This window comes from Microbacterium sp. Leaf159, from assembly GCF_001423615.1.
GTDB lineage: Bacteria > Actinomycetota > Actinomycetes > Actinomycetales > Microbacteriaceae > Microbacterium.
On record NZ_LMOU01000001.1, the window covers coordinates 2,421,823 to 2,446,820 of the forward strand.

Below are 24,998 nucleotides of genomic sequence, written 5' to 3' on the forward strand. Positions count from 1 at the left end.
GAGATCAGACGGATCACGAGATCGGACCGATCCGTGATCGGGGGCGCGATACCTGGGTAGCCTAGGCGCATGAGCGCGCCCCGCAACGCACGACGGACACCCGCCGCCCTCGCCATGGCGGCGATCGTCGCCCTGACATTGACCGCCTGCACCGGCGGTGGCGGCGAGAACGGCACCACGAGCGACGGTGGGCAGGGCTTCCCCGACGACGGCTGCACGCATATCGCGGTCGCGACCTCGTCGGAGAAGGTCAACATGCTCGATGAGCTGGCGAAGGCGTTCAAGGACTCGCCCGAGCACGAAGGGCTCGAGACCTGCGCCACCGTGCGACCGACCAACGTCTCCTCGGGCAACGCGACGCGCTTCCTCACCTCGGGCGACGACTGGCCGAGCGACGATCAGTCACTGTGGCCGACGCTCTGGTCTCCGGCATCCACCGTCTGGACCGATCGCGTCGCCGCAGCCGCGTCGCCCGGACTCGTGGGCGAGCCGAAGTCGTTCACCCGCACGCCCGTCGTATTCGGGATGCCCGAGCCGATGGCCACCGCGCTCGGCTGGCCGAACACGCCGATCAGCATCACAGACCTCGAGAACCTCTGCCAGGACCCCGCCGGATGGGGCAGCGTCGGCAAGGACATCTGGGGGGCGTTCAAGATCTCGAAGACGAACCCGAACACCTCCACCACGGGCCTCTCGACGATCCTCATGCAGTCGTACGAGGCGACCGGCAAGGCCGAAGGCCTCACCTCGGCAGATGTCGAAGCCTCGGCCGACTTCTCCCGCGTGTTCGAGGAGTGCGTCATCCACTACGGCGACACCACGGGAAACGTCCTGTCGACGCTCTATGACGAGACCCAGAACGGCTCGAACGGCTCGGCCTACGTCTCGGCCGTCGCGCTGGAAGAGACCTCGCTGCTCAACTACAACCAGGGAAACCCCGACTCGCACACCGTGCAGCCGGGAGAGACCCTGACCCCGCCCAAGACCAAGCTGGTCGCGGTCTATCCCGCAGGCGGATCCATGTGGTCGGACAACCCGATCACCGTGCTGGGCGCCGACTGGGTCACCGCCGAGCAGCGCACTGCGGGCGAGGCCTTCGCCGAGTTCGTGCAGACCACGGCGGCGCAGAAGATCCTCCCGGACTACGGATTCCGCCCGCTCGACGAGTCGGTGCCACTGGGCGACCTGTTCACCGCGAAGTTCGGCGTCGACCCGGCGCAGCCCGCCATCACCCTGCCGAAGCCCGAGGTCGACGTGATCTCGACAGCCATCGACCAGTGGACACAGGTGCGCAAGCCCTCGTCGGTGCTCGAACTCATCGACATCTCGGGTTCCATGGACGACCCGATCGGCGACGGCCGTTCGCGCCTCGACGGAGCGATCGAGGGCGCGCAGTCGACGCTGAACCACTTCCGCTCCACCGATGAGATCGGCGTCTGGGCGTTCACGACCGGCATCTCGTCCGACGAGGGCGAGGGCATCCAGGTGCTCCGCGATGTGACGGCACTCGGTTCCGATGGCGAGAAGCTCGACTCCTCGCTCGACGACCTCCGGTACGCGCAGCGCAACGGCACGCCCCTCTACGACTCGATCCTGCTCGCCTACGAGGCGATGAGCGAGCGGGCCGAACCAGGGCGCATCAACGCGATCGTCGTGCTGTCGGACGGCGAGGACACCGACTCGAGCATCTCGCTCGACTCGCTCATCGCGAAGATCGGCAAGAGCACGAAGGAGGGCGGGGACGACGCTCCCGTGCGTATATTCCCGATCGCGTATGGAGAGGGTGCCGACACGTCCGCGCTGCAGCGGATCGCGGATGTGACCGGAGGACAGCTGTTCGACGCCTCCGACGCCGAGCGGATCGACCTCGTGTTCGCTTCCGTGATCAACAACTTCTGAGGGTCGCGATGCCGTTTCTCTCCGCGTCGAACAATCCCTGGATCGATGATGCCGTCGAAGGCATATCCGGGCAGAACATCTACGTCGACCCCGACGTGTCAGGTGGCCAGGCCATAGCCGACGCGCTCTCCGGCGTCGTACCGGGCGACGGCTCTCTCGCGGTGGTCGTGCTGCCCGCGGATGCTGCGCGTGACACCCCGTACAACACCTACATCCTCGAGCAGCTCAAGGCGGGCGCGAGCCAGAAGACCGTGATCGTCGCGATCGGCGACGACCTGCAGGCGGCGTCTGCAGCGATCCCGAGCGACGACGCGCTGCGCATCGCGAACGAGAATGAGGCGTCGGGTTCGAACCTCCAGGAACAGCTCGTCGAAACGGTGCAGGAGATCTCCGCAGAGACGCCGACGTCATCGGGCGAGGGCGCCTTGGTCGCCAACCCCGTGATCCCGCTCGTGATCGGCGGGGTCGTGCTCGTCGCGGCCGCCGTGACTGCTGTGGGTCTGATCGCCCGTCGCCGGCGTCGCACGGCCCCCGCCTCAGCGGATCCGGTGCCCGCCGGCATCCGGCTGCGGGTGAATCGTCTGCGCGAGCTGCGTGCCGACTACGCCGCAGTGCCGGGCAGCCCGGTGGCGGCCGAGACGGCAGCGGGGATCGACGCCCTCGCCTCGCACGTCGAGCAGCTGTTCATCCGCCTCGACGCCAAAGCGGGCGAGGACCAGAGCGTGCTCGCCGAGGCCGAGTACTCCGACAAGCTCGCCCGTCTGGTCGCCGCCCTCGATCGCGACTACCTGCTCGACCTGCTCACCCGGCCCGACCTGTGGGACGCCCCTGACGAGCGCATCGCCGAGGTGCGTGAGGCGCTGTCTTCGGTGACCACCCAGATCGTCGACAACATCAAGCAGGTCAACGCCCGCAAGGGACTGCTGTTCCAGGTCTCGCTCGACTCGCTCATCGGTCGCAGCGAGCTGCGCGACTGGGAGCGGCAGTTCAAGCAGAGTTCCGGCGACTGACCGGCTCTCAGCGCCTCGCCACAGCGGCGGCGTCGACGACACGACCGTCCACGAGGTGCAGCACCCCGTGCATACGCGGGAGGTGCACGAGGTCGTGGGTCACGAGCAGCGTCGACGTGTTCCGCTCGTCGGTGAGACGAAGGATGAGGTCGATGATCTGAGCCCCGCGCTCCTGATCGAGAGCGCTGGTGGGCTCGTCGACCAGGAGCACGCTCGGATCGTTCATCAGTGCTCGAGCGATGTTGACGCGCTGACGCTGCCCGCCGGAGAGCTGGTGCGGCCTCTTGTGACCGTGCTCGGCGAGGCCGACAGCCGAGAGCAGCTCATCCGCGCGATCGGACGCCTTCGCGCGATGGCGTCGACTGTGCGGGGCGCCGAGCTCGTTCATGACGCTGAGCTGCTCGCGGGCAGTCAACGACGGGATGAGGTTGGGCTGCTGGAAGACGATGCCGATCCGGTCCCGCCTGAGACGCGTGGCCTCGGCCGGGCTGAGAGCCGTGACGTCGCTCCCGTCGATGAGGATCTCGCCGGAATCCGGGCGTAGAAGGGTGCCGGCGACGGCCAGCAGACTCGATTTGCCCGAGCCGCTGGGCCCGGTGATTCCGGTGACGGTTCCGGGGTGGGCGGTGAGGGAGACGCCATCCACGGCGGTCACCCGCGAGTCGCCGTCGGGGAAGGTCAGGGTGATGTCGTTCAGGCGGATCATCGGTTGCTCCCGAGTGCGGTGAGGGGGTCGGCGGAGGTGACGGAGCGCAGGGCGAAGGCGGCGCCTGCGAGGCCGAGGGCGATCATGATGCCGCCCGGAAGGATCGTCGTGACGGGGCTCAGCAGGAACGGAAGGGCGGTGCCGGCGAGCAGTCCCAGCGCGGTGACCAACCCCAGACCGATGCCGATGCCCACCAGCAGGACGATCAGCGCCTGTCCCAGAGCGTCGCGAATCAGGGATCGCGTGCTCGCGCCGAGCGCCTTCAGGACGGCGACATCGCCCTTGCGCTGCATGGTCCACACGGTGAAGAAGGCCCCGATGACGAGTCCCGAGATGCCGAAGAGCATGGCCACCATGAGGAGGAGCGATCCGATCTCGGAGCGAAAGGCGCTCAGCGCTGTCAGCGATCCGAGGGTCGTCTCGGAGATCGTGTCACTCGCCTTATCCGCGGCATCCCAGTCAGGGGCACCCGTGACGGCGAGGACCGTGGCATAGGCATCGGGGTTTCCGGTGGATGCCGAGTACGCCTGCCAATCGTGCAGGGTCATCTGCACGACCGGGGTATGGCTGTACCAGTCATCTCCCTCGACCGTCTCGACGTCGTACGAGACCCCGGCGATCTCGACCTGATCTCCGACCTTGACGGCGAGCGCATCCGCGGCGGGCACCGACAGGTGCAACCGACCGTCCCCGGAGGGCGCACCCGCGTCGAAGCCGGGCTCGACGCCGAACACCGCGATCGCGGCACGGGTGTCGTCGGTCTCGGCGCGGGTCTGGCTGATGCCGAGGGGACGCGCATCGGTCACGCCGGCCGTCGCCGCCCAGTCCTTCGCCTGCTGCTCGGTGATGGCGGAGTCCGCGAAGCTGGCCGCACCGTCGCCGCCCGAGGGGGCGGAGAACACGATGCGGTCTGCGGGGAGCGCGAGCACACCCGAGACGTTCTGGATGGCGAGGCCTCCCGTGAGCCCGCTAAGGAACCCGACGAGCAGGGTGATGAGGGCGACCACGGAGCCGATGAGGATGAATCGCCCTCTGGCGAAGCGAAGATCGCGTAACGCGACGAACATGATGAGCCTTTCCTGTCTCCGATGCGGCGACCATTCCACTTTCGCCGTCGACGTCGAGGGGGTCATCGGCCACCGGGACGGGCTTTCGCACCCAGGATGAGGACGCCTCGATCGTCCTTTCGGACGATGCCGCGCGCGGTGCGGCGGCGTAGAGTTCGATCCATGGCGCATACCGCTCTGACCCCGGTGTTCGTGGGTCTGCGGACGGGTCTTCACGTTCTCTTCTTCGCCCTGACGGGGGTCGTCATCGCCCGCGCGGTGCTCGACCCGTCGGATTCGAGCGTCTCCGCGATCGTCCTCGCCGTGATCGTCGCCGCGACCTACGCGTCCGGACTGCTGCTCACGCGACTCTCCGCCGGACGGCGGCTGATCTCACTGATCTGGTTGGCCCTGCTCTCGGCGGAATGGCTGGGGCTGCTCTGGGTGAGTGCCGATGCCGCCTACCTCGTCTTTCCGCTGTTCTTCCTGTTCCTGCACCTACTCGGGCGTTGGGCGGGATCCGCCGCGATCCTCGCGGCGACGATCATCGCGGTCTACGCACTCGGCATCCACGGCGGGTGGAGCGTCGGCGGCGTCGTCGGCCCGTTCGTCGGCGCGGGTGTCGCCCTCCTGATCGGCCTCGGCTACCAGGCTCTCGCTCGAGAGGCGCAGCAGCGCGAAGCGCTGGTCACCGAGCTGCTCGCGACCCGCGGGCAGCTCGCCGCACGGGAGCATGAATCAGGCGTCCTCGCGGAGCGCGCCCGGCTTGCCCGCGAGATCCACGACACGCTCGCGCAAGGGCTCTCCAGCATCCAGATGCTCCTGCACGCCGCGGAACGCGTCGACGACACGCGCCCGGGGATCGAGCACATCCGGCTCGCGCGCGAGACGGCCGCCGCAAACCTCGTCGAGGCGCGACGGTTCATCCGCGAGCTGACACCTCCGCAGCTCGACGACCAGACCCTCGGCGGGGCGCTGCGTCGACTGGCCCGAACGCAGTGGGCGACGCAAGGACTCGACGTGAAGGTGCGGGTGTCCGACACGATCGTCCTGCCCATGCATCTGCAGACGGCGCTGCTGCGCATCACCCAGGGTGCGATCGCGAACGTCCTGCAGCACGCTCATGCGAAGACGGCGACCGTCACCATCGGCGTCGAGAGCGACCACCTGCGCTTCACCGTCGAAGACGACGGCACCGGCTTCGATGCGAATCTCCATGAGCCGGCGACCACCGAGAAGTCGGATTCCTTCGGCCTGCGCGCCACCGCCGAGCGCGTGCAGCAGTTGGGCGGACGGCTCGAGATAGACACCGCGTCGGGCCGGGGAACGACACTCACCGTCGACCTCCCCCTGACGGAGTTCGCATGATCCGCCTCGTCATCGCCGACGATCACCCCATCGTCCGCGCCGGGCTCACGGCCCTGTTCAGCCTCGAGCCGGATCTCGAGGTGGTCGCCGAGGCAGGCACCCCCGATGAGGCAGTGGCCTGCGCCGAGCGTGAGAACCCTGACGTGGTCCTGATGGACCTGCAGTTCGGTTCCCAGACCAAGACCACAGGCGTAGACGCGACTCGACGCATCCGTGCGCTCGAGGCCCCGCCTTACGTGCTCGTGCTCACGAACTACGACTCGGATGCCGACATCCTCGGCGCCGTCGAGGCCGGTGCGAGCGGCTACCTGCTGAAAGACGCCCCGCCGCACGAGCTGACCGCCGCAGTGCGCGCGGCGGCCGCCGGAGAGAGCGCGCTCGCGCCGGTGATCGCCTCCCGACTGCTCGACCGCATGCGCGCGCCGCGCGTCAGCCTCAGCAGCCGCGAGATCGAGGTGCTCGAGCTCGTCGCCGCCGGACGATCGAACAGCGAGGTGGCAGACCAGCTCTTCGTCAGCGAGACGACCGTGAAGTCGCATCTCGCACACATCTTCTCGAAGCTCGATGTCAGCTCACGCACCGCCGCGGTCTCGGCGGCCCGTCGGAAAGGCATCCTCCGCTGAGATCTGGCGCGTCGCGGCGGATCCTCTTTGCGGACATCGCTGACTCACCGGTGAGCGCGGTGGGCACCCGCATGCTCTTTCGCGCGGATGCATGGGGCGTTCGCCATCGGCATCCAGGCGCCGCACCGAGGCGATCGTCTCGAGGTGAAGACACGATCCGGGGTCGCGCTCGTGGCGACTCGCTCCATCGCGGCGGCGAGCGCTGCGTGCGTATCGAGTTCCCCTGATTCCCAGGCTGCGGCCATCGCCGTCGTGAGTTCACTCTGAGTCAGTCGTCTGGCGATGTCCTCTTCGAGGATGCCGGCCGCCACTGCCGCCTTCACCATTCCCACCGGTGCAGGCTCTTCGAAGTAGTCCCACTCCTCGAGGCCCAGACGTTCCTTCGTCTCCTCGAGCAGCTTCAGCGCATCCCAGATCTGCGTCTGCTCGGCCTCGCTCAGCTTCCCCGAGTGAATCAGATCGTGCGCCTCCGCGTAGACATCATCGTCCCGACGCAATCCGATGGTGATGATCTCGATCGCGCCCACGCCGTCATGCATCTTGGCTCGGAAGATGACTCGGTAAGCACGCTGACACGCCTCCACGGTGTTGAATCCGACGAGGTTCGTCCTCCCGGGGTTCGACAGGCGGTGTTTTCCCTCGGGCGAGGCGAAGAGCCCGGCGATCGTGTCGAAGACCGTCTCCCGTTCTGAGACGTTCACGTTCGCAATGAGCCAGTCGATGCTCTCTTGGGTGAACGTCACCTCTGCCTGGTCGTCAGGGAAACGCTCACCCGGCTGCAAGCAGTCGCTCCCTCGCCTCATCGACCGCGAGCATCGTCGAGCGATCCGCCACCAGATCGGCTGCAATGCTCAGAACCTTGAGCTCTGCATCGCGCAGAAGGCGGCGCTGCTCGTCGTACTCGGCCGCAGACACCACGACTGCGACCGGCTTACCGTGACTGGTCAGTTTCACCGGCCGTTCCTGCGCCTCGGAAGTGAGGAAGCCGACGCCTCGTCTGGCTGCGACTGTCGAAGACATCGTGAGAGGCTGGATCGTGGTCATGACACCACTTTACGCTGAAATATGTATAAGTGTGTAGAAATATTCCGGTATGTGCTGACCTGGTTTCGTCGCCGCCGGTAGGCGGCGGTCTCGGCTCAGACCTGCGGGTCCGCCGCGACTCTCCGCGCCTTCCGCGCACGGTGGTCCTCGCGGGCCGCGCTGATCACGCCGGCGATCGCGAGGGCGACGAGAAGGCTCTGGATCGTCACCAGCACGGGCTTCAGCGATCCCAGGTCATCGCTGGACGACATCGCCTCGGCAGCACTCGCCTCACCGGACGCGAGATAGAGAGTGAAGTCGGTGAGCGCATGGATCGCCATGCCCACCCAGAGCCGACCGGTCACCCGCCGCACCCAGTAGTAGAGGCTGCCGGTCATGCTGAGCGCCGCGACCTGGAACGCGATCGCCGCCGGAGGCAGCCCCGCCCACACGCTGCCGACGGTGTGCGCGGCGCCGAAGAGCAGCGAGGTCACGAGCAGGGTGACGAGTTCGCCGTGCCGTTTGCGCAGCGAGACGAACAGGATGCCGCGAATCACGAGTTCCTCGCCGAAGCCGACCATGATCGTCCCGACGAGCACGATCATGACCGTGCCGAACCCACGCTCCACCCATGGAATACCGGGCAGCTGCACGAGCGGCAGCGCGACCAGCAGCACGGGGATCGCGATGAGCCAGAGACGACGAGGCTGCATGCGCAGCGTCGACGTGTTGCGCCACACATCACGCCACCAGCCCGACCACCAGGTGAACCACAGTGCGAGACCGATGGCGATCGGCAGCGGAATGAGATGGCTGAGCGCGAACTCCGCCGTGACATCACCATCGGGAGCGAGAGAGCCGGTGATGTTGCCCAGCACCGCGGCGAACAGGATGTAGACGACGAGGGCCACCGCCCCGATCCAGAAGCGTCTCGGCACCCTGTCTCCGACTCGCTGGCGGGTGTCGTCCTGGGGTTGCGACATGCGCCGTCCACCTTTCGTCAGCGGTGCGTCAGTATGCCGATATTCCGGCAGGGTCGGGTTTCAGACTAGTGACCGTCTGCGTCGTCCGCGCTGGTCGTCAGGCGGCGGGAGCAGCGGTCGACGCGCGCACGATCAGCTGCGAGCCGAGCGTCACGACGTCGTCGATCGCAGTGCCGTTCATCGCCTGCAGCAGCAGGTCGACCGCGAGCGCGCCACTGCGCTCGATCGGCATCCGCACCGTCGTGAGCGCGGGCGTGACTGCACCGGCCAGATCGATGTCGTCGATGCCGACGATGCTGATGTCGGCGGGGCACCGCTTGCCGAGCTCGAGCAGTCCGGCCTCGAGGCCGAGGGCGACGAGATCGTTGTACGCGATCACTGCCGTGGCGCCGCTCGCTGCGGCAGGTGCCGCGGCAGCTCGCCCACCCTGGATGGAGGCGGCGTGGTGGCTGAGCCCGGTGAGGCGGATGCCGTGGCGCTCGCACGCCCGGGCGACGGTGTCGGCCCGACGCACGTCAGCCCATGATCCACGAGGACCCGCGGCGTAGGCGATGTGCGTGTGGCCGAGGGCCGCGAGATGCTCGATCGCCTGGGCCGGACCATGCTCGGGGTCCATCAGCACGCAGGGTGCTCCGTCGATCTGACGGTTGACCACGACGCACGGGGTGTCGCCGATCAGGTCGAGCACATCGGCGTCGGGCAGACGCGGTGAGCACAGCAGCATCCCGTCGAGCTTGCGGGCCTGTTCGATCTGCTCGCGTTCGCGGCGCAGGTCTTCGTCGGCGTCGAAGAGCACGATGCGGTGGCGGCCATGCCATGCCTGCCCCTGGATCGCCTTGAGCAGCGTCGCGTAGACGGGGTTCGAGACGTCGGGGACGACGACACCGAACGTGCGGGTGGCGGTGGCGGACTGCGAGGTCGCGTAGCCCAGCTCTCCTGCGGCCTCGAGGACGCGGCCGAGCGTGTTCGGGGCGAGTCGATCCGGTTCTCCGAAGGCGCGGGACGCGGTCGCGATGGACACGCCTGCACGCCGTGCCACATCTGTCAGCGTCGCTGCCATGTCGATCTCCCGCCCTCGCAGGCAATCCTACGATCCTCACCCCCGATGTAAAACGGCTTGACAAGTTTGTACAAACACTGCACACTGATTTTCATGACGATCAACGCCGATCACCCTCAGCGGTGCGCGGCCCCGAGCGAAGGAGCCACCGCGTGAGCATCCCAGCACCGGCCCTGCGCCGCACGACCTCTGCGACCGCATCCCCTCTGGTCGCCCCGACCGCTGCAGGCATCCTGCACCTCGGACTCGGCAGCTTCCACCGCGCGCACCAGGCCGTCTACACCGCGGCCGCACTGCAGTCCGCCGGCGGCGACTGGGGAATCATCGGCGTCGCCTCGCGTTCGCGCACCGTCGTCGACGCGATGCACGCGCAGGACATGCTCTACTCGGTCGCGACCATCGCCCCCGGCACCACGTCGCTGACGATCCCGGGCGTCCACACCGACGCCTTCGTCGGCGCTGAGCAGCCCGAGCGCGTCGTGTCGCAGATCGCCGACCCCGGCATCCGTATCGTGACGCTCACCGTGACCGAGAACGGCTACAGCTACTCGCCCGCGACACAGCACCTCGACCTCGACGACGCCACCGTGCGCGCCGACCTCCGAGGCGGCGCCGCGCGCTCGACGATCGGCCAGCTCGCCCGAGGACTGCAGGCGCGTGCCGCGGCCGGCGGAGCACCGATCTCGATCCTCAGCTGCGACAACCTGTCGTCGAACGGCGCTCACACCGAGAAGCTGGTCCGCGAGTTCCTGCACGAACTGCCGGGCTCCGAGGGCGCGGACACGCTCGCGTTCCTCGACCGCGCCGTGTCGTTCCCCTCGAGCATGGTCGACCGCATCGTGCCGTCCACCACCGCCGAGCTGCGCACCCGCGTCAGCAGTCTGCTCGGCGCCCGCGACGACATCCCCGTGCCCGCCGAGCCGTTCACGATGTGGGCGATCGAAGACCGCTTCGCCGGCGGTCGCCCCGCGTGGGAGGCCGGTGGTGCCGTCTTCACCGACGAGGTCGGACGCTATGAGCAGATGAAGGTGCGGCTGCTCAACGGCACGCACTCGCTCATCGCCTACCTCGGTGCGCTCAGCGATGTCGGCACGATCCCCGAGGCCATCGGACTCGACAGCATCGAGAGCGCCGCGCGCGCCGTGCTTCGCGACGAGTACGAGCCCTCGATCGACGTACCCTCCGGTGTCGACATCCGCGCCTACGAGAGCGAACTGTTCGAGCGCTGGGCCAACAGCGCGCTGGGTCACCGCACGAGCCAGGTCGGCACCGACGGTTCGGTGAAGCTGCGTCAGCGCATCCCCGAGCCGGCCCTTCGCGCGCTGAGCCTCGGCGAGATGCCGCACCTGATCGCGCTGACGGTCGCCGGCTACCTGTCGTGCATCGCTCCCCTGCCCGGCTTCGACCCCGGCCTGCACGCCGCCGCGATGACCGACGGCGCTCGCGAGCGCCTCGCCGGATTCGCCGCCACCGCACGCAACGGTCGCGAGCTGGCACAGCGCGTGATCGGCGAACTGCACCTGTTCGGTGATGGACTCGGATCTCAGGATGCGTTCATCGCCCGCGTCGGCGAACTCGTCGACATCATCCAGCGAGGCGGCGTCGATGTCGCGATCGCCGATGCCGTCTCGGCATCCCAGACAAGCACACCATCATTCATCAGCGCAGAGGAGATGCAGCCATGAAGGCTCTCGCCATCCACGGCAAAGAAGACATCCGCTGGGAAGACCGCGAGGTTCCGACCCCCGGCGACGGCGAGGTGCGCCTCCGGGTCAACTACGTCGGCATCTGCGGATCCGACCTGCACTACTACTTCCACGGCGCCAACGGCGAGTACACGATCCGCGAGCCTCTGACCCCCGGTCACGAGCTCTCCGGTGTCGTCGACCTCGACCCCTCGGGTCGTCTGGCTCCCGGCACCCCTGTCACGGTTCACCCCGCGCGCTACGGCCCCGAGGTCCCCGGCCTCGAGGACCGCCCCCACCTGCGCCCCGGCGGCGACTACTTCGGCAGCGCCGCGGCGAACCCGCACCGCCAGGGCGGAGCATCCGAACTGCTGATCGTCGAAGAGCAGATGATCCGCGTGCTGCCGGCATCCCTTCCGCTCGAGCGCGCAGCCCTCGCCGAGCCGCTCGCCGTCGCGATCCACGCCGTGAACCTCGCCGGTGACATCACCGGCAAGCGCGTGCTCGTGATCGGTGCCGGACCCATCGGCCTGCTCGTCGTGGCCGCTGCGGTCAAGGCGGGGGCATCGGTCGTGGGTGCCAGCGATGTGCGCGAAGAGCCCCTCGACCGCGCGCAGGCACTCGGCGCGACCGAGGCGTCGCTCGTCGGCCGCGACACGATCGAGAACGAGTCGTACGACGTCGTCTTCGAGTGCTCCGGCGTCGGAGTCGCGCTCACGCAGGCCGTGCGCGCCGCTCGCCGCGCCGGCACCATCGTGCAGGTCGGAATGCTCCCCAACGCCGACATCGGAGTGAACCTCGCCCCGATGCTCGCCAAGGAGCTCACGATCCGCGGCGCCTTCCGCTTCTCCACCGAGATCGACGACGCGGTCGCCCTGCTGGCCGAGTCCGACGCCCTCGACTCCGTCATCTCTCACGTCCTCCCGGCATCCGACGCTGTCCAGGCCTTCGAGCTCGCTCGCGACTCGTCGGCCTCGGCGAAGGTCCTGCTGTCCCTCTAGCCGCATCCCCTCCGCGCCACCCCGCGCACCCACCTGTTCCTGGTCCGAAGGAGTACCTCCCATGTCAGAACCGCAGACGACGGCCACGGCCGCCGACCCCACCGCGAAGAGGTCGGTGAAAGACCTCGTTCGCGCCGCCATCTCCGGATGGCTCGGCACGGCGCTGGAGTTCATGGACTACCAGCTCTACTCGCTGGCCGCCGCGCTCGTCTTCGCCGATCTGTTCTTCTCGTCCGAGAACCCGGCGGTCGCGGTCGTCGCCGCGATGGCCACGTACGGCGTCGGCTACGTCGCCCGCCCGGTCGGCGCGTTCTTCTTCGCGCGCCTCGGTGACAAGACCGGTCGCACGAAGGTGCTGTTCTACACGATCCTCCTGATGGGTCTCGCGACCACCCTCATCGGCTTCCTGCCGACGTACAACCAGGTGGGCGTGCTCGCGCCGATCCTCCTCGTGCTGCTGCGCATCGCGCAGGGCTTCGGTGCGGGTGCCGAGATCTCGGGTGCGGGCGTCATGCTCGCCGAGTACGCACCGGCCAAGCGCCGTGGCATCATCGCGTCGCTCGTCGCGCTCGGCACGAACTGCGGAACCCTACTCGCGTCCGGCATCTGGGCCATCCTCCTCGTCGCCTACAGCGAGCAGGAAGTCATCGACTGGGCATGGCGCATCCCGTTCATCGGCAGCGCGATCATCATGCTCTTCGCGATCTGGGTGCGCTTCAACCTCAAGGAGACCCCGGTCTTCGAGGAGCGCGACGACGTCGTCGACGGCAAGGCGCTCTCTCGCGAAGAGACGATCCAGCTCGCCACCGAGACCGGCGACGTGCGCACGCTCGAGGCGATGGAGCGCAAGCCCTGGAAGGCGTTCTCGATCGCCCTCCTGCTGCGCTTCGGCCAGGCCGGCAACTCGGGCATGATCCAGACGTACCTGATCAGCTACATCACCGTCGTGCTGCTGCTCGACCGCTCGATCGGCGTCAACGCCGTGATCGTCTCGTCGCTCGTCGCCTTCATCACCGTGCCGCTGTCGGGCTGGCTCGGCGACCGCTTCGGCCGCAAGCGCATGTACATGATCTGGTCGATCGTCGCGCTGATCATCATCATCCCGACGATCCTCATGATCAGCAGCGGTGTCACGGTGCAGGTCTTCATCGGCTACGTCGTGCTGCACAACCTCGCGGTGATGAGCTTCGCGTCGCTCGAGAACCTCACGCTCCCCGAGCTGTTCGGTGCACGCAACCGCTACACGTTCACGGCCATGGCGCGCGAGATCGCCGCCATCATCGCGACCGGCGCCGGCCCCGTCATCGCCGCCGCATGGGTGTCGGCCGTCACCGGCTCGTTCATCCCGATCATCATCATGCTGTTCATCTTCACGCTGAGCGCGCTGATCGCCTCGATCTGGATGCCCGAGGTCGCCGGCCGCGACCTGACGGACCCCCGCGACGCGATCTGATCGCCCCGCACATCACGACCAGGGGTGCGGACGCCCGAACGTCCGCACCCCACACCTCGCCCCGCATCTTCAGGAGAACGACATGACCATCGAGATCGTCGACGTCAACATCACCAGCCCCGGACGCAACTTCGTCACGCTCAAGATCACGACCTCCGACGGCATCGTCGGCCTGGGTGACGCCACGCTCAACGGACGTGAGCTCGCCGTCGCCTCGTACCTCTCCGACCACGTCGCCTCGATGCTCGTCGGACGCGACGAGGACCGCATCGAAGACACCTGGCAGTACCTCTACCGCGGCCCGTACTGGCGTCGCGGCCCCGTGACCATGGCGGCGATCGCCGCAGTCGACATGGCGCTGTGGGACATCAAGGCGAAGAAGGCCGGGATGCCGCTGTACCAGCTGCTCGGCGGCGCCAGCCGCGAGGGCGTCCGCGTCTACGCCCATGCCTCGGGCACCGACTACGCGGCGCTCAAGAACGCCATCACCGGCTACGAGGAGCTCGGCTACACCGCCGTGCGCGTGCAGACCGGTGTGCCCGGCCTCGGCCAGATCTACGGCGTCTCGAACGCCGGTCCCGGCGTGCGCTACGACTACGAGCCCGCCAAGCGCTCGGGCGACCGCCCTAGCGAAGAGACCTGGGACACCCGCAACTACCTCAACCACATGCCCGGGATCTTCTCGCAGATCCGCGAGGACTTCGGCACCGACCTGCGCATCCTGCACGACGGACACCACCGGATGTCGCCGATCGAGGCCGCGCGCTTCGCGAAGGACATCGAACCCTACGACCTGTTCTGGCTCGAGGACTGCACCCCCGGTGAAGACCAGACCGCGCTGCGCCTGGTGCGCCAGCACTCGACCACGCCGCTCGCGATCGGCGAGGTCTTCAACTCGGTGTTCGACTATCAGACCCTCATCACCGAGCGCCTGATCGACTACGTGCGCTCGGCCGTCACCCACACCGGTGGCATCACGGCCATGAAGAAGCTGCTCGACTTCGCCGCGATCTACGGCATCAAGTCCGGCATCCATGGTCCGACCGACATCTCCCCGGTCGGCATGGCCGCAGCCCTGCACCTCGACCTCGCGATCCACAACTTCGGCATCCAGGAGTACATGCCGCACAACGCGCAGACGCTCGAGGTGTTCCAGACGTCGTTCACGTTCGACAAGGGCTTCCTGCACCCCGGCGACAAGCCCGGACTCGGTGTCGACCTCGATGAGGATGCCGCCTCCGGCCACGAGTACACCAAGGCGTATCTGCCGGTGAACCGTCTGCTCGACGGGACCGTCCATGACTGGTGAGGTGCTCCGGGTCGCCCTGTCGCCGCGCACGGTCGACTCGCGTCTGATCGTCGTCGCCCGCGCGAAGCGGGCAGAGGACTACGACGCCGTGCTCGACGTCCTCGTGGAGGCCGGCATCCGCAGCGTCGAGCTGACGCTCACGACCCCGGGCACGTTCGCGCACTTCCCGCACCTGCTCGCGCGGTTCGGTGACACGATCGACCTCGGCATCGGGACCGTCACGAACACCCACGACCTGGCACGGGCGATCGAGGTGGGCGCCGCCTACATCGTGACGCCGATCACGTCGACCGACTTCGTCACTCAGGCGACGGATGCCGGTGTGCCGATCGTCCCGGGCGGACTCACCCCGACCGAATTGTTCGCCTCGTGGTCTGCGGGCGCCTCTGCGGTCAAGGTGTTCCCCGCGGGGCAAGTGGGTCCCTCGTACCTCAAGGATCTGCGCGGGCCGTTCCCCGACCTGGTCGCGGTGCCTTCTGGTGGCGTCGATCTCGCCGGAGCAGAAGCCTGGCTGCGTGCCGGTGCGGTCGCGGTGAGCGTGGGCGGACCGCTGCTGGGCGACGCCTTCGCCGGCGGAGACCTCGCGGCGTTGCGTGAGCGGGCTGCGGCATTCGTCGAGGTCTGCGCGCGGAGCGGCGAGTGAGCGCTGCCCCGCCGTCTGTCGTGACGCTCGGCGAGACCATGGCGCTCGTGCGCACGACCGAGATCGGATCCCTGCGGCACGCGAACTCGCTGGCGTTCGGCATCGGCGGCGCCGAGAGCAACGTCGCGATCGGGCTCGCTCGCCTCGGCGTGCCGACCTCGTGGCTCGGACGCGTCGGAGACGACTCCCTCGGCGAGCGCGTCGCACGCGAGATCCGCGGTGACGGCGTCGATGTGCGGGCGGTCGTCGACCCCGATGCCGCGACCGGCCTGATGGTGAAGGAGCGGCCCTCTGCCGCATCCACCGCCGTGCACTACTACCGGGCCGCGTCTGCGGGCTCCCGCCTGCATCCGGACGATCTACCCGACGGATGGGTCGAGGGCGCAGCGCTGCTGCACATCACGGGCATCACTCCCCTGCTGTCGGATACCGCTCGGGCGACTCTTCACGCGGCGATCGACCGCGCGCGGGCGGGCGGTGCGATGGTCAGCTTCGACATCAACTACCGCTCGGCGTTGGCATCGCCCGAAGTCGCCGGCCCCGTGCTCCGCCAGCTCGCGGAGCGTTCTGACATCATCTTCGGCGGCGAGGAGGAGTTCGCGATCCTCTACCCCGGCGCGTCGGCTGCGGATGCCGCCGCCTCCCTGCGCGATGCCGGATGCGCGACGACAGTGCTGAAGCTCGGTCCGGACGGTGCCACCGTGTTCGCCGAGGATGCCGAGGTCACAGGCCCCGGGTTCACGATCACCCCGGTCGACACCGTCGGCGCGGGCGACGCCTTCGTCGCCGGATACCTGAGCGGACTGCTCGACGGACTCGACCTCGACGTAGTCCTGCGCCGCGCGAACGCGTGCGGCGCGATGGCGTGCCTCGTGCCGGGCGACTGGGAGGCCGCGCCTACGCTGCGCGACCTCGAGCGCTTCCTCGATGGCGATTCCGATCCGGTACGGCGCTGATCCGGTGCGGCTCGATCGCGTCCTCACGACCGGGACGATCACGTCCTCGCGACCCGGCACCATCGCCATACCGGAATCCGTCGCGCGCGTCATGGGGCACGCGCAACTGGCGCCCGGTGAAGGCGCGTAGCCTCGAAGTATGACGAAAGCCGCTGTATCCCCGTCCACGGCTTCCGCCCTCCCGGATTCCGACCGCTCGCGCACTCCGCTGTTCGCTCACGCCGCGCTCAACTCCCGACCGGTCGCGCTGATCTACCGCATCCTCGCTCTCGCGGTCATCATCGCCGGCGTGATCCGGCATTCCGACGTCCTGACCGGTGCGCCGAACTGGACGACGCTGCTGTTCTACACGATGGTCAGCAACCTGCTGTGCCTCGTCTGGGTCGCACTGCTCGTCGTCCGCACGGGCAGAGATCTGGGCCGCCGAGGCCCGGCCGGCACCTCCACGCCGAGCGCTCGAGCAAGCGGGGCCGTGATGATGGCGATCACCGTCACGATGCTCATCTACCTGGTCGTCCTGGTGCCGACGAGGTTCGCCGACGGCGACTCCGACATCTTCTCGCTGACCGACAACCTCATCCACATCATCACGCCGCTGCTGGTGATCGTGGACTGGCTGGTCTTCGTGCCGAAGGGGTCGTTCCGGTGGACCGACCCCTTGCTGTGGACGCTCATCCCCTACGCATACCTGGTGTGGGCCTTCATCTACGGAGCTGTCGGCGGGGAGTTCACGCCCGGTCAGAAGTATCCGTACCCGTTCATGGACGTCGACGCTCTCGGAGTCGGCGGCGTCGCCCAGTGGATCGTCGCGCTGACTCTGGCGCTCGTCGTCGTCGGCCTGGTGTTCGTCGTGATCGATCGCGCACTCGCCGCCCTCGCACGGCGCCTCGACCGCCGCTGACTCGGCTCAGTTGATGATCTCGCCGTGCTCGTCGTCGCGGATGGCGGCGAGCCGCTCCCGCCAGATGGCGAGTGCCTCGGGCGTCAAACGGGTCCAGTCGTGCACCTCGCGGATCACCCGCAGCGGCGCACTGCTGCGGTACGACCGGGTCGGGTTGCCCGGGAACTTCTTGTCGGTCACGTTCGGATCGTTCTCGAACGCTCCGGACACCTCGACCTCGTAGACCCGAGGCTCCCGGTCACCGGGTACGAGCTCGGCCGCGAGCCCCGCGCCGTCCGCCACGGCCGTGAAGTAGATGTGATTCATCACGATCTCGGGGCGGTAGTTCGAGTGGAACCCGGCCGTCAGCAGGTCGCCCGGTCGCAGATCTGCTTTGGTGCCGTGGAAGAAGGGGCCGTCATCCAGTGCGTCGCTCACCGCAGAAGCCTACGACTGCGCCTCGCACTTCGGAAGGACAGCCTCGGGGCTCCTGCGCACTCGCGCGCCGCGACGCCGTCAGCGCTCCGAGCGGCGCGTGCCCACTCCCGGCTCGTCGTTGTGGACTGATTCGTCAGCCACGGACGACTCCGACGACGGATCGACCCGAACCGCACCGGACCCGCCGGAGTCTGCGCCGGCCCCGCCGGCGGGGGTGTCGGTCACCTGCCCGGGGTCGTCGCCGTCGCGCTCCTCGATCAGTGCGGCGATGCCCTCGACAGAAGGCGAGGCTCCGTCTGGCGTGACGGCGTCATCGCGCTCGGCGCCGCTCATTCGCTGCCGTCGCGGAGGTCGCGCGGTGCATCTCCGGCGACGGCATCCGGTTCGCCCTCCGCGTCGAGATCGCCCTGGCCGTCGTCGCCCAGCTCGGCCTCGAGAGCATCCTCGCCCTGAGTCTCCGGCTGATCGGTGTTCGTGGGGAATGTGCCGTCGGTGAAATCGTCGACCGGCGGGATGCCCGGCATGTTCGGCGGGAAGCTGTTGGCGAAAGCGTCGATGTTCGACATGGTGCCCTCCTCTGGTTTCGTCCGAACCACCATGATCCGCGCGAACCGCGGCGAGCGCAGGGCGGTTGACAGCTCACTCGAGGACGAGGATGATTCCCGCGGCGACCCCCAGCAACAGAGTGGATGCAGTGGCGAGGGCCAGCGCCAGTGCCCCGTGGGCGAGACGCCCCTCACTCATCAGCGATGCAGTGGTCCGTCGGTATCCGACCGCGGCGAGCGCGTACGCGGTGGTCGCGAGGCCGGCGCCTAGCACGGCGACCACGACAGCCACCACGCCGCCGAGCTCGATGGTGAAACGCAACGCGATCAGGTTCGCCGTGGCGAAGGCGAGACAGGTCCGCCGCCAGGCGAGGAGCGTGCGCTCGGGCTGCATTCCCTTGTCGAAGATCGCCGCGGGCTCGCTCACACGAAGATGCCGATCGTCACGAGCGCTGCGGCGACGATGATGCCGATGACGATGACGCCGCCCACACCGAGATCGGGCATCGGCGACGACCGTCGCATCGCGGTCTCGGCGGCGCTCCACCCGAACCACGCCTGCAGCGCGGCGAGGGTTCCGAGGACGAGGAACACGGCGGCCGCCGCAATACGCCAGGCGACGGCATCCGGCAGGGCGAGAGCCTCGAGCGCGAACGCAGCCGCGTACATCGCGAGAGCGGTGCGCAGCCAGGCGAGGAAGGTGCGCTCGTTCGCGAGGCTGAAGCGCGGATCCGGCTCCTCGCCTTCACGGTAGACCCGATCGGGGAATCGTCTTCTCGTCATGGCAGCGTGTCTCCGGTCGATACCGACACGGTCCGGAAGCCGGCGTTGCCCATCGACGAGTCCGGCGTGTTCGACGACCGTGCGGAGTTCCGATACCTGTTGCAGTACGAAGCATGGCACAGGTAGCTGCCGCCGCGGAGGACACGGGGGTGCCCCGCGGGCACGGACGCCACAGGGGCGCGGTCGATCCGGCGCTGATACGCGTCGGGCGCGAAGCCGTCGGCGCACCACTCCCAGACATTGCCGACCGTCTGCCAGAGCCCGTAGCCGTTCGGCGCGAAGCTGCGCACCGGCGCCGTGGTGAGCCACCCGTCGGCTGCGGTGTTGACGCCCGGGAAGACGCCCTGCCAGATGTTGGCCCGCCAGCCGCCGGCGTCGACCGGTTCGTCGCCCCACGGGTAGCGAGCGCCCACGAGTCCGCCGCGGGAGGCGTACTCCCATTCGGCTTCGGTGGGCAGTCGCCGCCCCGCCCACGCGCAGTAGGCCTGGGCGTCGTTCCAGCTGACATGGACGACGGGATGCTGATCGAGTCCGTCGAGGCTCGATCGGCCTCCGCCCGGATGCGACCAGTCGGCGCCGCGCACCCCGAACCACCAGGGTGCGACACCCGCCGGGCCGGTGATGTCGGCGCGCTCGGCATCGACGGCGAGATGGAACACCGCCGAGTACCCGAAGGCCTCCGCCTCAGTGCGGTATCCGGTGTCGGCGACGAAGCGCGCGAAGTCAGCGTTCGTGACGGTCGTCGCATCGATCTCGAAAGCAGCGACCTCGATCTGATGCACCGGCAGCTCTCCATCGCCGGGGTTGCGATCGCCCGAGGAGTCCCCCATGGTCAGCACCCCCTCGGGCACCCTCGCCTGCGCGACGCGATGGCGGCCGTCACCCGGCGACGCCGCGGCCAGCACCGCAACCGGGCGCAGACCGATCCGCATCGTCATCGGCTCCGATCGCTGCGGCATCCCGCAGCCGCACCCGCACCCCTCGCTCCCGGCGCTGCTCATCGAGTGCTCCTAGATCGCGGCGAGCTCGTCAGCGATGCGATGCAGTTGCGGTGCAGGCATGCCGATCACCGCCGCCAGGTCGTAGAGAGTCGTGCCGCCGAGCATCCCGAGGATCTCGCTCTGCACGAGCATCGGGGCGTACCGCGTCACGACCTCCCGCGACACGGGGTGGGCGAGCAGCTCGGGCACCGAGGTCGAGACGCCGAACGCGCCGCTGGCGAAGTCCCCTCTCGGAGGCATGGGAAGCGCCGCCGCCTCGGCACGGTCGCTCTGCTCGCGAACGAGCAGGTGCTCCGCTCCCGGTTCGTCGTCGATGGGGATGCCGAGGCGCACGAACTGGCTCTCGGGTGCATCGTTCTCGCGCAGCAGACGGGCGAGCATCCGCAGCATCCGCAGTTCCTGCTCGGCATCGTCGAGCGGATGCTCCTGCGCAGGGTCCTCCTGGAGGTCGAACAGCAGTGTGCCGTACGTGAAGGGGTTGATCTGCGCGCGGCCGGCGAGCCGGAGCGGCCGGATCCCCTTCATGAAGGGGAACGGCTCAGCGAGCTCCGCCCCCGCGAACTCCGCAGGCGCGAACCGGCCGCGCATGTGGGTCGGCATGAGTGTGTACTCCTCCAGCGGCGCGTTCTCGGGGGTCGCGCACGCCCGCATGTAGACGTATCGTCCGTCGGTGACGTTGACGTGACCGCCGTGGATGCCGAACAGAGCGCCCTCGCGCGACACCTCGGCGATCGGGGTGCCGAGCATGTCGTCGGTCGGTGCGACGCCGAAGAAGTCGAGCAGGGTCGGAGCGATGTCGATCGTCTGGACGAGGCCGGAATCGCGCTCCCCGGCCACGCCGGTGCGCGGATCCCAGATGAAGGCGGGCAGGTGCACGAGCTCGTTGAACCACGGCTGCACGCTCTTGGCCCACCACCCGTGCTCGCCCAGAAGGAAGCCGTGGTCGGTGTTCACGATGAGGAGTGTGTCGTCCCACATGTCGTGTTCGTCCATGGCATCCAGCACGCGACCGAGCGAGCGATCGCACATGCTCACCAGCGCCTTGTACTCGAATCGGGCATGCTCGACCTGATCGGCGGGCTCGGTGACCTTGGCGTACGACGGCCAGTCGAACTCGGGCCCGTCATAGTCATGGGGGTAGAGCTTCTTGTACTCGTCATAGCTGAAGAACGGCTCGTGGGGGTCGAAGCACTCGATCTGCACGAACCACCGATCGGCGTCGGCGTTCGTCTGCAGGAACTCGATTCCGGCGTCGAACGTCAGGGTCTGCGGGTGGTCGGCTTCGCGACGGAGGTATCCGCGGTTGATCGCGTCCTGTCGGTGCAGCCTGTTCTTGAAGCCCTCCACCGCGGCGCCGCCCGTCGGCACCTGCGCCTTCCACGGGTCACCCTCCTGCCCACGGAAGAACTCCCACGTCGTGTACCGGGGATGGTAGGTCGCCCCACCGTCCTCCCAGTAGTGCGGGTGATCGCTGGCGAGGTGGGTGTGGACGCCGTGCTGTCCGAGCATCTCGGGCATCGAGTCGTCGAACGGCTCCAGCGGTCCCCAGCTCCGGTGCAGGAAGTTGTAGCGGCCGGTGTGCAGTTCGCGGCGGGCGGGCATGCACGGCATGGAGCCGGCATAGAAGTTGTCGAATGTGACGGTTCGCTCTGCGAGCCGCCGGAAGTTCGGCGCGTCGATCTCGTCCGAACCATACGGCGGCAGCATGTGCCGGTTGAGGCTGTCGAACATCACCATGATCGCTCGCATCGTCGCGTCTCCTTCTCGTCGCGGCCCCTCATCGAAACCATGACACTTGTAGAATAGATTTGTGGCCACTCTCCCATGAGCCGGGGATGCTGTCAACGCCGCCTCGCGTTGACAGGTCATAGCACTTGTGTCATTCTTCGAGGGTTTCCCCACCCTCGGCCGGACCGGATCAATGAAGCTAGAGCACCTCCTCCTCGGACTCCTCGGCGAGCTGCCCCGCACCGGCTACGAGATCAAGAAGTTCCTCGACACGCATGGGCGCTTCCTCCGGTCGAACACCACGATGAGTCAGGTCTACCGGTCACTCAGCTCGATGACGGACCGCGGCTGGGTGGCATACGCGATCGACGAGCGCCCCGGAGCGCAGAACGCCAAGATCTATCGCGTCACCCCCGAGGGCATGACGGTGTTCCGCGACTGGCTCGAAGGCCCTTACTCTCCGCCGAGTCGATTCCAGGACCCGGAGTTCGCGGCACGCCTGGGCTTCGCCGGCTACCTGACCGCCGAGAAGCTGATCGCACTCGTCGAGACCGAACTCGATGCCCGCCGCGAGCAGGTGGCGAAGTACCGGTTCCGCGATCGTTCGATCGCCGACGGCACGACCATCGAGTTCGACCGCGCACTGGCCGCCGCCGTGGGTGAGCGCCTGCACCTGAACGGCACGCAGCAGATCGACCTGCACATCGCCCAGCTCGAGGAGCTCCGTCGAGAGCTCCTCGATGGCACGCTGCCGACGCCGTCGACGCCGTCGACCACCACGCGCTGACCCTCCTCCCCACCCGGTCGCCGACTCTCGGCGGCATCGTGGCATCCGCGCATCCCCGCAGCCCGCTCGAGGCCGCACCGATCACCGTGGTGCGCTCTTCGATGATCTCGGACTGTTGACATCAAGCATTCCACTAGTGGAGTATGTGTCCATTCCACTTGTGTAATGACTTGACGCACACGCAGTCGACCATTTCAATGACGAAAGGGACTCACATGAACACGGCCACCACGGTGTCGGCGGACCCGACCGCCTCGCCCCGACCGACGAAGGTCACGGGGCGCTGGCGCAACCTCTCGACTCTGATCGGGGTCACCGTCGTCGAGAGCGGTGAGGGCAGTCTCACGACGACGCTCTTCCCCGCCATCGCGAAGTCGCTCGGTCTCGGCAACACCGAACTCGGGCTGCTCTCGACCCTGGGCCGCCTCGTCGGGGTCCCGTTCGGACCGTTCTGGGTCTGGTATGCGAACCGCACCACCCGGCGCCAGGCGATCTTCGTCAGCACCCTGGTGAGCGGTGCGCTCGCGATCGCCTCCGGCTTCGCGGAGAACTTCCTGCTGCTGCTCGTGCTGCAGACCCTGCAGGCCGGCGCCGTGATCGGCCTCACACCGATCACCAACGCGGTGATCGCCGACTCTTTCGACGACCGCTCCCGGGGGCGCGCGGTCGGCATGCTCTACGGCATCTCCGCCATCCTGAGCTCGTTCATCGGCCCCGTCATCGGTCTGCTGTCGCTCTGGGATTCCGGGTGGCGCTGGGGATTCTGGGGCGTGGGTGCACTGCTCATCCTCACCGGATTCCTGGTTCTCGCCCTCTTCAAGGAGCCGGAGGTCGGAGCATCCGACTACGGTTCCCAGGCGAACAGGATCGAGTATGCGCGGCCGCGCCTGAAGGACTCGATCGCACTCATGAAGATCCCGACGTTCAGCGTGATGATGGGATCGCGTCTGCTCTCCGGTCACCTGCTGATCGCCGTGTTCGGTGTGCAGTTCCTCGTGACCGAGCGCGGGTTCGACATCGCGGTCGCGGCCATCGTCGCGCTGCCGTTCGGCATCGGATACTTCCTCGGAACGGTCGGCGGCGGGTTCATCGTCTCGGCGCTCGATCGTCGCGGCGGACCCAACTCGCGCGTCGCCTTCCTGCAGGCTGCCCAGGTGCTGTTCGCCGTGGTCGCGTTCTTCGCCACGCAGTTCGATGTCGCCTCGATCGCTTTCTATGCGGCGTTCTGGGGACTCATGGGGCTCACGCAGGGGCTCAACCCGGGAGTCAACCGCCCCATCCTGATGTCGGTCATGCCGCCGGAGCTCCGTGCGCAGGGCTTCGTCATCTACCTGACGATCTTCGAGGTGATCGGGTGGGCGGCGTTCACTTTCGTCGCCGGCGTGCTCGCCGACGCGTTCAGCCTGCAGGCGGTGTTCCTGTGGATCCTGGTCGTGCTGATGCTGGTGAACGCGGCCTTCCTGGGGCTGCTCTACCGCTTCTACCCGCGCGACCGCCAGCGCATCGACGACCTGATCGCGAACCGCCTGGCCGCCGAGGCATCGTGACTCTCGCCGGTTGATCTCGGAGCCTGAGCGAAGGGCCGGACCCGGCGGGTCCGGCCCTTCGCCGCGCGGGTCTGTCACACTCCCGCGGGTGCTCTCGTCTTAGGAGAAGGACGCGCAGCCGACTCGGATGCGCGACGTACGACTCCTCGAAAGGCTCCCCATGGACTTCGCCGCAGCTGCCGCCGATCCCGCGTTCCTCGCCATCGTCGGCGGGCACATCCTCGTGCTGTTCCTCGCCGTGCTGCTCACCGCCTTCCGCCGCTACTCGGTCGGCGGATTCTTCGCCTGGCTCGCGACGATCGCCTCACTGCTGTTCGGCCTGTTCTGGTTCCTCGTGCTCGGCGGCGGGCGCAAGAACTCGCAGGCCGACGAGTCCGTGCAGTTCGCCCTCGACCCGAACGGCGGACTCTGGATCACGCTGTACATCGTGGGCGCGCTCATCGTCGCCTACGCCATGACGTGGATCTGCAAGCGCGGACGCGAGAAGGCCCTGGCGGCGAAGGCCGCAACCGTCGACGCCTGAC

Annotated in this window: 27 protein-coding genes; 14 read left to right on the forward strand and 13 right to left on the reverse strand. The window is 68.1% G+C overall.

Going from position 1 to position 24,998, the window contains the following annotated elements; genetic code table 11:
* Positions 1 to 69 precede the first annotated feature (69 nt).
* Positions 70 to 1,899: a substrate-binding and vWA domain-containing protein gene (locus ASF80_RS11400; protein ID WP_056310837.1), complete on the forward strand. Its 1,830-nt coding sequence runs from the start codon at positions 70 to 72 to the stop codon at positions 1,897 to 1,899.
* Positions 1,900 to 1,907: 8 nt separating this feature from the next.
* Positions 1,908 to 2,909 (forward strand): hypothetical protein, encoded by a 1,002-nt coding sequence (locus ASF80_RS11405; protein WP_056310839.1) that lies wholly within the window; start codon positions 1,908 to 1,910, stop codon positions 2,907 to 2,909.
* Between the two features lie 7 nt (positions 2,910 to 2,916).
* On the opposite strand, the gene ASF80_RS11410 is transcribed toward ASF80_RS11405, so the two are convergent.
* A complete protein-coding gene (locus ASF80_RS11410) occupies positions 2,917 to 3,615 on the reverse strand; it encodes an ABC transporter ATP-binding protein (RefSeq protein WP_056310842.1) in 699 nt (232 codons plus the stop codon).
* Positions 3,612 to 4,682 carry an ABC transporter permease gene (locus ASF80_RS11415; RefSeq protein WP_056310844.1) on the reverse strand — a complete coding sequence of 357 codons (1,071 nt, stop codon included), beginning with the start codon at positions 4,680 to 4,682 and terminating at the stop codon, positions 3,612 to 3,614. Before ASF80_RS11415 ends, ASF80_RS11410 begins: the two co-directional genes overlap by 4 nt.
* A 162-nt stretch (positions 4,683 to 4,844) precedes the next feature.
* Here ASF80_RS11415 and ASF80_RS11420 point away from each other — a divergent pair, with 162 nt between their 5' ends.
* Positions 4,845 to 6,029 carry a sensor histidine kinase gene (locus ASF80_RS11420; RefSeq protein WP_056310846.1) on the forward strand — a complete coding sequence of 395 codons (1,185 nt, stop codon included), beginning with the start codon at positions 4,845 to 4,847 and terminating at the stop codon, positions 6,027 to 6,029.
* Positions 6,026 to 6,652 (forward strand): response regulator transcription factor, encoded by a 627-nt coding sequence (locus ASF80_RS11425; RefSeq protein WP_056310848.1) that lies wholly within the window; start codon positions 6,026 to 6,028, stop codon positions 6,650 to 6,652. Before ASF80_RS11420 ends, ASF80_RS11425 begins: the two co-directional genes overlap by 4 nt.
* A gap of 44 nt (positions 6,653 to 6,696) precedes the next feature.
* On the opposite strand, the gene ASF80_RS11430 is transcribed toward ASF80_RS11425, so the two are convergent.
* The 4 genes from ASF80_RS11430 to ASF80_RS11445 all read right to left on the reverse strand — a co-directional run bounded on the left by ASF80_RS11430 (position 6,697) and on the right by ASF80_RS11445 (position 9,718).
* Positions 6,697 to 7,395, reverse strand: a complete 699-nt coding sequence (locus ASF80_RS11430) for a hypothetical protein (protein ID WP_157521041.1) — start codon at positions 7,393 to 7,395, stop codon at positions 6,697 to 6,699.
* A 25-nt stretch (positions 7,396 to 7,420) separates the two neighbouring features.
* A complete protein-coding gene (locus tag ASF80_RS11435) occupies positions 7,421 to 7,696 on the reverse strand; it encodes a type II toxin-antitoxin system prevent-host-death family antitoxin (protein WP_056310851.1) in 276 nt (91 codons plus the stop codon).
* 95 nt (positions 7,697 to 7,791) lie between these two features.
* Complete coding sequence (locus ASF80_RS11440) at positions 7,792 to 8,658, reverse strand: CPBP family intramembrane glutamic endopeptidase (RefSeq protein WP_056310852.1); 867 nt, start codon at positions 8,656 to 8,658, stop codon at positions 7,792 to 7,794.
* Between the two features lie 97 nt (positions 8,659 to 8,755).
* A complete protein-coding gene (locus tag ASF80_RS11445; RefSeq protein WP_056310854.1) occupies positions 8,756 to 9,718 on the reverse strand; it encodes a LacI family DNA-binding transcriptional regulator in 963 nt (320 codons plus the stop codon).
* Between the two features lie 152 nt (positions 9,719 to 9,870).
* Here ASF80_RS11445 and ASF80_RS11450 point away from each other — a divergent pair, with 152 nt between their 5' ends.
* The 7 genes from ASF80_RS11450 to ASF80_RS11480 all read left to right on the forward strand — a co-directional run bounded on the left by ASF80_RS11450 (position 9,871) and on the right by ASF80_RS11480 (position 17,666).
* Positions 9,871 to 11,403, forward strand: coding sequence for a mannitol dehydrogenase family protein (locus ASF80_RS11450; RefSeq protein ID WP_235559951.1), 1,533 nt, complete (start codon positions 9,871 to 9,873; stop codon positions 11,401 to 11,403).
* Positions 11,400 to 12,404: an L-idonate 5-dehydrogenase gene (locus ASF80_RS11455; protein WP_056310856.1), complete on the forward strand. Its 1,005-nt coding sequence runs from the start codon at positions 11,400 to 11,402 to the stop codon at positions 12,402 to 12,404. The genes ASF80_RS11450 and ASF80_RS11455 overlap by 4 nt, the downstream gene beginning before the upstream one ends.
* Before the next feature lie 61 nt (positions 12,405 to 12,465).
* Positions 12,466 to 13,857: an MFS transporter gene (locus ASF80_RS11460; protein ID WP_056310857.1), complete on the forward strand. Its 1,392-nt coding sequence runs from the start codon at positions 12,466 to 12,468 to the stop codon at positions 13,855 to 13,857.
* 82 nt (positions 13,858 to 13,939) lie between these two features.
* A complete protein-coding gene (manD, locus tag ASF80_RS11465; RefSeq protein ID WP_056310859.1) occupies positions 13,940 to 15,166 on the forward strand; it encodes a D-mannonate dehydratase ManD in 1,227 nt (408 codons plus the stop codon).
* Entirely contained in the window at positions 15,156 to 15,809 is a 654-nt protein-coding gene (locus ASF80_RS11470) for a bifunctional 4-hydroxy-2-oxoglutarate aldolase/2-dehydro-3-deoxy-phosphogluconate aldolase (protein WP_056310861.1), read from the forward strand. The genes manD and ASF80_RS11470 overlap by 11 nt, the downstream gene beginning before the upstream one ends.
* Positions 15,806 to 16,765 (forward strand): sugar kinase, encoded by a 960-nt coding sequence (locus ASF80_RS11475; RefSeq protein WP_268776030.1) that lies wholly within the window; start codon positions 15,806 to 15,808, stop codon positions 16,763 to 16,765. Before ASF80_RS11470 ends, ASF80_RS11475 begins: the two co-directional genes overlap by 4 nt.
* A gap of 139 nt (positions 16,766 to 16,904) precedes the next feature.
* Positions 16,905 to 17,666, forward strand: a complete 762-nt coding sequence (locus tag ASF80_RS11480; protein ID WP_056310863.1) for a Pr6Pr family membrane protein — start codon at positions 16,905 to 16,907, stop codon at positions 17,664 to 17,666.
* A 6-nt stretch (positions 17,667 to 17,672) separates the two neighbouring features.
* On the opposite strand, the gene arr is transcribed toward ASF80_RS11480, so the two are convergent.
* From arr to ASF80_RS11520, 7 genes are all read right to left on the reverse strand, one after another.
* Positions 17,673 to 18,083: an NAD(+)--rifampin ADP-ribosyltransferase gene (arr, locus tag ASF80_RS11485; RefSeq protein WP_056310865.1), complete on the reverse strand. Its 411-nt coding sequence runs from the start codon at positions 18,081 to 18,083 to the stop codon at positions 17,673 to 17,675.
* 78 nt (positions 18,084 to 18,161) lie between these two features.
* Entirely contained in the window at positions 18,162 to 18,416 is a 255-nt protein-coding gene (locus ASF80_RS11490) for a hypothetical protein (RefSeq protein ID WP_056310867.1), read from the reverse strand.
* The gene (locus ASF80_RS11495) at positions 18,413 to 18,649 is read right to left on the reverse strand and encodes a hypothetical protein (RefSeq protein WP_056310869.1); all 237 of its coding nucleotides are present in this window, start codon (positions 18,647 to 18,649) and stop codon (positions 18,413 to 18,415) included. Before ASF80_RS11495 ends, ASF80_RS11490 begins: the two co-directional genes overlap by 4 nt.
* Before the next feature lie 73 nt (positions 18,650 to 18,722).
* Positions 18,723 to 19,055, reverse strand: a complete 333-nt coding sequence (locus ASF80_RS11500) for a DUF202 domain-containing protein (RefSeq protein ID WP_056310871.1) — start codon at positions 19,053 to 19,055, stop codon at positions 18,723 to 18,725.
* Complete coding sequence (locus ASF80_RS11505) at positions 19,052 to 19,411, reverse strand: YidH family protein (protein WP_056310873.1); 360 nt, start codon at positions 19,409 to 19,411, stop codon at positions 19,052 to 19,054. Before ASF80_RS11505 ends, ASF80_RS11500 begins: the two co-directional genes overlap by 4 nt.
* Positions 19,408 to 20,412, reverse strand: a complete 1,005-nt coding sequence (locus tag ASF80_RS11510) for a formylglycine-generating enzyme family protein (RefSeq protein WP_414845665.1) — start codon at positions 20,410 to 20,412, stop codon at positions 19,408 to 19,410. Before ASF80_RS11510 ends, ASF80_RS11505 begins: the two co-directional genes overlap by 4 nt.
* Before the next feature lie 9 nt (positions 20,413 to 20,421).
* Positions 20,422 to 22,161 carry a sulfatase gene (locus tag ASF80_RS11520; RefSeq protein ID WP_056310879.1) on the reverse strand — a complete coding sequence of 580 codons (1,740 nt, stop codon included), beginning with the start codon at positions 22,159 to 22,161 and terminating at the stop codon, positions 20,422 to 20,424.
* 172 nt (positions 22,162 to 22,333) lie between these two features.
* On the opposite strand from ASF80_RS11520, the gene ASF80_RS11525 reads away from it, so the two are divergent.
* The 3 genes from ASF80_RS11525 (at position 22,334) to ASF80_RS11535 (ending at position 24,997) form a co-directional block, all read left to right on the forward strand.
* Positions 22,334 to 22,927: a PadR family transcriptional regulator gene (locus ASF80_RS11525; protein WP_056310880.1), complete on the forward strand. Its 594-nt coding sequence runs from the start codon at positions 22,334 to 22,336 to the stop codon at positions 22,925 to 22,927.
* A 215-nt stretch (positions 22,928 to 23,142) separates the two neighbouring features.
* The gene (locus ASF80_RS11530) at positions 23,143 to 24,474 is read left to right on the forward strand and encodes an MFS transporter (RefSeq protein ID WP_056310882.1); all 1,332 of its coding nucleotides are present in this window, start codon (positions 23,143 to 23,145) and stop codon (positions 24,472 to 24,474) included.
* 160 nt (positions 24,475 to 24,634) lie between these two features.
* Entirely contained in the window at positions 24,635 to 24,997 is a 363-nt protein-coding gene (locus ASF80_RS11535; protein ID WP_056310884.1) for a hypothetical protein, read from the forward strand.
* The last annotated feature ends 1 nt before the right edge of the window (position 24,998 follow it).

Excerpts from the sequence above, each read along its gene's own strand:
- ASF80_RS11400 (WP_056310837.1), top strand. The coding sequence starts at position 70 with ATGAGCGCGCCCCGCAACGCACGACGGACACCCGCCGCCCTCGCCATG.
- ASF80_RS11405 (WP_056310839.1), top strand. The coding sequence starts at position 1,908 with ATGCCGTTTCTCTCCGCGTCGAACAATCCCTGGATCGATGATGCCGTC.
- ASF80_RS11410 (WP_056310842.1), bottom strand. The coding sequence starts at position 3,615 with ATGATCCGCCTGAACGACATCACCCTGACCTTCCCCGACGGCGACTCG.
- ASF80_RS11415 (WP_056310844.1), bottom strand. The coding sequence starts at position 4,682 with ATGTTCGTCGCGTTACGCGATCTTCGCTTCGCCAGAGGGCGATTCATC.
- ASF80_RS11420 (WP_056310846.1), top strand. The coding sequence starts at position 4,845 with ATGGCGCATACCGCTCTGACCCCGGTGTTCGTGGGTCTGCGGACGGGT.
- ASF80_RS11425 (WP_056310848.1), top strand. The coding sequence starts at position 6,026 with ATGATCCGCCTCGTCATCGCCGACGATCACCCCATCGTCCGCGCCGGG.
- ASF80_RS11435 (WP_056310851.1), bottom strand. The coding sequence starts at position 7,696 with ATGACCACGATCCAGCCTCTCACGATGTCTTCGACAGTCGCAGCCAGA.
- ASF80_RS11440 (WP_056310852.1), bottom strand. The coding sequence starts at position 8,658 with ATGTCGCAACCCCAGGACGACACCCGCCAGCGAGTCGGAGACAGGGTG.
- ASF80_RS11445 (WP_056310854.1), bottom strand. The coding sequence starts at position 9,718 with ATGGCAGCGACGCTGACAGATGTGGCACGGCGTGCAGGCGTGTCCATC.
- ASF80_RS11455 (WP_056310856.1), top strand. The coding sequence starts at position 11,400 with ATGAAGGCTCTCGCCATCCACGGCAAAGAAGACATCCGCTGGGAAGAC.
- ASF80_RS11460 (WP_056310857.1), top strand. The coding sequence starts at position 12,466 with ATGTCAGAACCGCAGACGACGGCCACGGCCGCCGACCCCACCGCGAAG.
- manD (WP_056310859.1), top strand. The coding sequence starts at position 13,940 with ATGACCATCGAGATCGTCGACGTCAACATCACCAGCCCCGGACGCAAC.
- ASF80_RS11470 (WP_056310861.1), top strand. The coding sequence starts at position 15,156 with ATGACTGGTGAGGTGCTCCGGGTCGCCCTGTCGCCGCGCACGGTCGAC.
- ASF80_RS11480 (WP_056310863.1), top strand. The coding sequence starts at position 16,905 with ATGACGAAAGCCGCTGTATCCCCGTCCACGGCTTCCGCCCTCCCGGAT.
- ASF80_RS11490 (WP_056310867.1), bottom strand. The coding sequence starts at position 18,416 with ATGAGCGGCGCCGAGCGCGATGACGCCGTCACGCCAGACGGAGCCTCG.
- ASF80_RS11495 (WP_056310869.1), bottom strand. The coding sequence starts at position 18,649 with ATGTCGAACATCGACGCTTTCGCCAACAGCTTCCCGCCGAACATGCCG.
- ASF80_RS11505 (WP_056310873.1), bottom strand. The coding sequence starts at position 19,411 with ATGACGAGAAGACGATTCCCCGATCGGGTCTACCGTGAAGGCGAGGAG.
- ASF80_RS11510 (WP_414845665.1), bottom strand. The coding sequence starts at position 20,412 with ATGAGCAGCGCCGGGAGCGAGGGGTGCGGGTGCGGCTGCGGGATGCCG.
- ASF80_RS11520 (WP_056310879.1), bottom strand. The coding sequence starts at position 22,161 with ATGCGAGCGATCATGGTGATGTTCGACAGCCTCAACCGGCACATGCTG.
- ASF80_RS11525 (WP_056310880.1), top strand. The coding sequence starts at position 22,334 with ATGAAGCTAGAGCACCTCCTCCTCGGACTCCTCGGCGAGCTGCCCCGC.
- ASF80_RS11530 (WP_056310882.1), top strand. The coding sequence starts at position 23,143 with ATGAACACGGCCACCACGGTGTCGGCGGACCCGACCGCCTCGCCCCGA.
- ASF80_RS11535 (WP_056310884.1), top strand. The coding sequence starts at position 24,635 with ATGGACTTCGCCGCAGCTGCCGCCGATCCCGCGTTCCTCGCCATCGTC.